We start from the raw sequence: 433 nt of genomic DNA, 5'->3' as shown, positions 1-433 counted from the left end.
GGGCGTTGTTCGCGAGCGAAAAATTCGATGCGTTCGCGCAATTCTTCTTTGATGGATTCGCAGGCGCGCAATACGGTGTCGCGCGGGGTAACGTAGTGGCTGGACGGGAAGACGGTGTAGCGTCCGACACGCTGGTGCAGGCTGCCTGAAAGCGGGTCGAACATATCGAGGCGGTCGATTTCGTCATCAAACAGGCTGATACGCAAGGCGTTTTCGGAGCTTTCGGCGGGGTACACGTCAATCACGTCGCCGCGCACGCGGAAGCTGCCGCGTTTGAAGTCCAAATCGCCGCGTTCGTACTGCATGGAAACGAGCGTGGCGATGATGTCGCGCTGCTCGATGGTGTCGCCTTCTTTTACGGACAGCACCATTTGTTGATACTCGGTCGGGTCGCCGATACCGTAAATGGCGGACACGGTGGCGACGATAATCA

1 pseudogene is annotated in these 433 nt (G+C 58.0%); it reads right to left on the bottom strand.

What is annotated here, in order from left to right:
• Positions 1-416, bottom strand: a pseudogene (locus RM704_RS45790) (excinuclease ABC subunit B); the annotation flags it as partial.
• Between the last annotated feature and the right edge of the window lie 17 nt (positions 417-433).

The sequence above is a fragment of the Streptomyces gottesmaniae genome (assembly GCF_031845845.1).
In the GTDB taxonomy this organism is placed as follows: domain Bacteria; phylum Actinomycetota; class Actinomycetes; order Streptomycetales; family Streptomycetaceae; genus Streptomyces; species Streptomyces akebiae.
The sequence above is the reverse complement of the archived record's forward strand: the minus strand, read 5'-3'. Positions and strand labels throughout refer to the sequence as shown.